General features: G+C 67.8%; 4 protein-coding genes and 2 pseudogenes. 2 read left to right on the forward strand and 4 right to left on the reverse strand.

What is annotated here, in order from left to right; all coding sequences use genetic code 11:
- Positions 1-21: 21 nt before the first annotated feature.
- From R6Y94_RS44895 to R6Y94_RS44905, 4 genes and pseudogenes are all read right to left on the reverse strand, one after another.
- Positions 22-1288 (reverse strand): annotated as a pseudogene (locus tag R6Y94_RS44895) (IS701 family transposase).
- A 403-nt stretch (positions 1289-1691) separates the two neighbouring features.
- Positions 1692-1991, reverse strand: coding sequence for a DDE-type integrase/transposase/recombinase (locus R6Y94_RS45520; protein ID WP_412103014.1), 300 nt, complete (start codon positions 1989-1991; stop codon positions 1692-1694).
- Positions 1913-2590, reverse strand: a complete 678-nt coding sequence (locus R6Y94_RS44900) for a hypothetical protein (RefSeq protein ID WP_318403441.1) — start codon at positions 2588-2590, stop codon at positions 1913-1915. The genes R6Y94_RS45520 and R6Y94_RS44900 overlap by 79 nt, the downstream gene beginning before the upstream one ends.
- 461 nt (positions 2591-3051) lie before the next feature.
- Positions 3052-3159, reverse strand: a pseudogene (locus tag R6Y94_RS44905) (IS6 family transposase); the annotation flags it as partial.
- 165 nt (positions 3160-3324) lie between these two features.
- Between R6Y94_RS44905 and R6Y94_RS44910 the strand changes: the two are divergent.
- Both R6Y94_RS44910 and R6Y94_RS44915 read left to right on the forward strand, forming a co-directional pair.
- Complete coding sequence (locus R6Y94_RS44910; protein ID WP_318396684.1) at positions 3325-3783, forward strand: GNAT family protein; 459 nt, start codon at positions 3325-3327, stop codon at positions 3781-3783.
- A 186-nt stretch (positions 3784-3969) separates the two neighbouring features.
- Complete coding sequence (locus tag R6Y94_RS44915; RefSeq protein ID WP_318396683.1) at positions 3970-5208, forward strand: IS701 family transposase; 1239 nt, start codon at positions 3970-3972, stop codon at positions 5206-5208.
- The last annotated feature ends 25 nt before the right edge of the window (positions 5209-5233 follow it).

Raw genomic sequence — 5233 nt, forward strand, 5'->3', positions numbered from 1 at the left:
TACGGCAGCCGCCGTTCGGGATCATGGTTGGAGTTCGAGGTTGAGGCGGCGTGTGTAGTGGGCTCGGCGGGCTCGGGCTTGATGCTGTCGCCGCCAGCCTGACCAATGCAAACGGTGGGCGAGGTCGCTGATCGGGCGGATGATGCAGGCGTTGATCAGGCGGCGGACCTCGTTGACGGTGAGCGTGATCAGTCCGCTGTCGGCCGGGTCGTCGTCGGTGGCGTCGGCGGCGCAGATCGCCAGGACGGCGAGGGCGGCCAGGGCGAGGGTGGTGAACCGGTGCCAGGAGTCCCAGCGGCGGACTTGGTGCTGGTCCAGGCCGACCTGGCTCTTGGCGGCTTGGAAGCTCTCTTCGATGCTCCAGCGGATGCCCGCGACCCGCACGAACTGGGCGAGGGTGGCCGGTCTGGGGGTCCAGCAGCGGTAGAAGGCCAGCTCACCGGTGCTGGTGTTGCGGCGGATCAGCAGGCTGTGCCGGCCGCCGTCGTCGGGGTCAGCATCGGTGCATACGTCGTCGAGCCAGGCCCAGTCGTAGAAGCGCGGCCCCTTGGATCCGGCGCCGGCGGAGCGGCGCTGCCACGCCGAGACGGGCAGATCAGCGGCGATCCGGTCGGCGCGGATGCGGGTTTTGCCGCCGTCGATCGGCACCAGGTGACTGCGGGACACGGCCAGGACATAGCCGAGTTGATGCTCGCGCAGGTGTGCGCGGAAGACGCTGCTGTTGCCGTAGGCCTCGTCGGCCGCGGCCCACCCGGCCGGCACCCCGGCATCCAAAGCCGCAGTGATCATCTCAGCGGCCAGCTCCGACTTGGTAGCGAACTCGATCTCGTCGGGCACGCCGGCAGCCTGGCAGCGGTCGCGGTCGTCGGTCCACGACGCCGGCAGATACACCCGCCGGTCGATCAGGGTGTGCCCGTCGGCGCCCGCATAGCCCAGGAACACCCCGACCTGGCTGTTCTCGATCCGCCCTGCCGTGCCGGTGTACTGCCGCTGCACCCCGACCGTGTAAACGCCCTTTCTTCAGGTCGCCGGTCTCATCGACGGCCAAGACCGCATCCGGGGCGCCGAACCGGTCGACGGCCAGAGCCCGCAAATCGTCGCGCACGGCGTCGGCGTCCCATACCGCCCGGTACAACAACCGCTGCATCGCGTCCGGCCGGGCATGCCCGGCCTGCTCTGCCAACTGCCAGCACGTCTTGACCTCAAGGTCAGACAGCAGCCCGGTCACGAATTGTCCCGCCGCCCGACGCGGCTCCACCCGCCCGAACCGGCCCGCGAAGCATCCCAGCACCTCGGCCAGCACCCGCTCCCACCGACCAACCGCTACGCTGTGGCACGCGGCCACCGCAAGATCTGAAGTTGTGTCCACAACGCACAGACGATCACGCGGTGGCCGCCTCGCGTCCACCCCGGCACACCAGCAAGATCTCAAACGGCGGCTGCCGTACTAGCCGACCATCCCAGCATCGCCGGAGCAGCCAGCAGTCCAGACAAACTGGCCACGTTCCTACGCGCTAATAGGATCGCCGTCGTCTGCGATCAAGAGCGCTGCGCACCAATCACGAGCGCATTCGCGCAGGTCAACCCACAAGATCTATGATCGATATGTGGTAATGATGTGTCCGAGGAGTTGAACCCCCACAATCAGCACCAGCGCGCACTTTTGTGTGCGCATGCGCTGATACTACATCTTACTGCGGGCTGTGGTCGATCGTCGGGCTGGAGGTTGTGCTCGGCAATACGGGCGCCGGGACTGGACGTATTCCGGATGCGTTCGCTGTGCGCGCGGGGGACTGTTTGGCAGACGGCGGGTTCCTCCCTTGTGGCCGGTGCTCGCGGTTGCCGTCCAGGATCCCGCGCAGTTCGTAGTGACCTCGTCGCAGGTTCTGCATGAAGGCGTGTCCGGCGGTAATCACTTGTGTGGTCCTGTCGGTTCGTAGCCCTCGCATCGAGCATAACCGGTGCTTGAGGTGGCTGTGGTCGGCTTCGATCGGGTTACTGGCGTGCCGTTCGACGCGGTGCCGGGCCGATAGGACGAGGTCATCGAGTACGGCGGGTAGACCGGCGAGGCGTCGGTGACCACCTCGGCGGGTGTCACCTTCAGCGTCCGCAGCGCCCGTTGAAAAAAGCGACGGGCCGAGGCAGCGCGCACGGCCGCGGCACGGCGCTCGAACTCCGCCAGCACCTCGGACAGCTCGTCCTCGACCCGGCGCCGGGCGTAGTCGGTCCATCGCGCCGGCTCGCCGCCGGTGCCCTCGATCTGCAAGACCAGGCGCAGCGACCACCGTGCGCCGGTCTCCTCAAAGATCCGGACGCCGTACCCCTCACCGTCGACCTCGACGATGGCCAGAACATCCTCTGGCCGGACTTCACCCGATAACCATTGGCCTGGACTGCGTCCGCAAGAGCCTGGATGATCATCAGCGTGCGGGACCGGTTCTGCGTCGACGCGGGCAGGCGATGCGGCACGTCGCGCAGCCGGTTCACCACCGGGTGCGGATCGACCAACTCCTCGGGGACTGGAATGGGCGCTGGCTGCGGCGGGGCGCTGGTACTGGCGGAAGGGATGCTCACCACGGCGCAACTCCATGGTCAGATCGCCGCTATCCCGGCCCCGATGCAGCAGGTGCCACCCCCGACGGGACTTCACCGGATTGCTTGACCGCGTGCAGGAATCGCCGCCATGCCGCCCGCACCGTGTGCGGTGTGTTAAGGACCTGGACTAACCCGCCGCCCTGTTCCAGGAGATCGAGGAACTCGGCGCCGGTGGCCGGTGGCTTCTGGGTGGCGGGCAGGCGCAGCACTGCGGCTATCGTCACGAACCGCGGACCCGGTGCCAAGACGTCCTCGACAACCTTCACTCAAACGGGGTCGCACGCGGCGCGGGTGCTCAGCGGTGCGGGTAGTGGGATCCGCAGCGGGTATTGGCTTCGATGAACGACTTGAGCGCGTCCCGGCTGATGTACCGGCTGCTGCCGATCTCCACGTGGTCGATCCGCCGCCGCGGACGAGGGCGCTGTTGCGTTCTCGAGTCGGTGGACACGTCGAACCTCGTGTAATGGTCACGTGGTCCACCTCGACGCCCCGTTCTACCAACATCTCTTCAACGTCCCGGTAGGAGACGTTGGAGCGCAGGTACCATTGAACCGCGAGCGTGATGACCTCGGACGGAACCCGGAACCCCGCGAACGCCGACGGCGGGGACCAAGACCGGGATCGAGATGGCGACCTCACCGGTCTAGTACTCCAGCAGGAGATCCGTCGCGGCCGTCGGGAACCGGTGGTCGGCTTGACTCCCGTCCGGCCGGTGCATTGACTGTGTCCGTGCGAATCGTGCCCATGACGGCGGAGTACGCGGCCGACATCGTCACCTGGCAGTACCCGGCGCCCTACGACTGCTACGACATGACCGGGGTCGCCCCGGACTTCCTCGTCGATCCCGCCAGCGGTTTCCACGCCTTGGTCGACGACGGCGGGCTGATCGGTTTTCGTTCGTTCGGTCCGGATGGCCGGGTGCCGGGCGGTGTCTACGACGCGGCGGCGCTCGACACCGGCGGAGGGCTGCGGCCGGAGCTCACCGGACGCGGCCTGGGCCGGGAGGCCATCAGAACCGGGCTGGCGTTCGGCGCACGGCAGTTCGCGCCGCAGGTGTTCCGGATGACGATCGCCGCGTTCAACGTCCGCGCGCAGAAGGCGGTGCGATCCCTCGGGTTCGAGGCGGTCGGCCGGTTCGCGGCGTCGACCGACGGCCGGGACTATGACATCTTCACTGGGCCCGCCTGATCGGCGGTTACTCCTCGTCGAGCAGCCCACGGACAGAACCTGGCCTGCGGTGACGGTGTGGTTTTGTCCGTGGACGGCGAGCAGCCACCGTCGAGCCTGAGGTTTGTGAGGACCAATCAGGATGCGGCGGTGGCTGCCGCCTACAGGGTAGATGCTCGGCGATGGTCGCAGCTGTTCGGCGAGTTGATGGACCCGATCGAAGCACGTTTCAGCCGGCCGGAGCCGCGCAGACGGGTCCGGGACTTCGTGGCCGGCCTGTTGGCGCCGTTGCCGACGAAGAACTGTTGGACGATCGCCGAGCACGCAGGCGACGACAACCCGGGCGGGATGCAGGATCTGATCGGCAGGGCCAGCTGGGACGACGCGCTGGTGCGTGCCGACGTCCGAGACTTCGTGACCCGCCGGCTGGGTCACCCGGACGCGGTGCTGGTGATCGACGAGACGGGCGACCTCAAGAAGGGCGTCCACACTGTCGGGGTGCAACGGCAGTATTCCGGCACCGCCGGAAAGATCGAGAACTGCCAGCTCGCGGTGCATCTGACCTATGCCTCACCGCTCGGGCACACCCTGGTCGACGTCGCGCTCTATTTGCCGAAATCGTGGTCCGACGACCCGCAGCGGCGGGCGGAAGCGGGCGTGCCCGAGCATGTCGGGTTCGCCACGAAACCGCAGCTGGCCCGCCGTCTGATCGAGTCGGCGGTGACCGGCGGGCTGCTCTGCCGGTGGGTCACCGGCGACGAGGCCTACGGCGGCGACCCTGCTTTGGCCACGGCGCTACGAGGGCATCGGTTCGGCTACGTCCTGGCCGTCGCCTGCTCGCACCGGGCACCGACCGGCCTCGGTATTCAACGCGCCGACCAGATCGCCGCCGGCCTGCCCGCACATGCCTGGCAACGGATATCGGCAGGCGAGGGCGCGAAAGGGCACCGCTATTACGACTGGGCATTCGTCACCCTGCCCGCGGCCGCCGACCAGCACGCCGGCCATCACTGGCTGCTGATCCGCCGCAACCGCACCAACGGTGAGCTGGCGTTCTACCGCTGCTGGTCACCGCACCTCGTGCCGCTGCACCACCTGGTCACCGTCGCCGGCCGCAGGTGGAGCATCGAGGAATCATTCCAGGCCGCCAAGACCGGACTCGGCCTCGACCAGCATCAGCACCGCCGCTGGAAAGCCTGGCACCGCTGGACAACCCTGGTCATCGCCGCACACGCCTTCCTCGCAGCCGCGACCGCCCTGTGCACCCCGAGCCCACACGGCCTGATCGCGATCACCGTCAACGAGCTACGCCGCCTGTTCCACGCCCTGGTCATCGAACCCGCCCGACGCACCGCCGATGCAATCGCCTGGTCCATCTACCGCCGCAGACACCAAGACGCCGCCAAGACCAGTCACTACGCCAGACAAGCCTTCACCGAACCCTGAAACAGATCTCCTGCTGGAGTACTAG

Source organism: Plantactinospora sp. KLBMP9567 (assembly GCF_033446045.1).
Classification (GTDB): domain Bacteria; phylum Actinomycetota; class Actinomycetes; order Mycobacteriales; family Micromonosporaceae; genus Plantactinospora.